At 62.7% G+C, this 255-nt stretch carries 1 protein-coding gene; it reads left to right on the top strand.

Annotation, left to right across the window (positions count from 1 at the left end; all coding sequences use genetic code 11):
• A partial coding sequence (locus tag AB3X99_RS41020) for a transposase (protein WP_368662079.1) occupies positions 1 to 255 on the top strand: 255 nt, incomplete at both ends.

The following is a 255-nucleotide window of genomic DNA, read 5'->3' on the forward strand; positions in this document are numbered from 1 at the left end:
CGCAGCGCGCCCCAATGCGTTGAACACTGAAGCGCTCGAGCGTATTGGCGCGCTATACAGGATCGAGGAAACGATCCGGGGCAAACCGCCCGACGAGCGCCGTGCGCATCGACAGGAGTACGCGCGGCCGCTACTCGATCAATTCCATGCGTGGCTCACAACGACGCTGGAGGCGCTCTCGCGCAAATCGGACACGAGTCGGGCGATCCTCTATGCGCTGAACCGGTGGGAAGCGCTCACACGCTATTGCGATGA

Source organism: Paraburkholderia sp. BR10882 (assembly GCF_040948855.1).
GTDB lineage: Bacteria > Pseudomonadota > Gammaproteobacteria > Burkholderiales > Burkholderiaceae > Paraburkholderia > Paraburkholderia nodosa_A.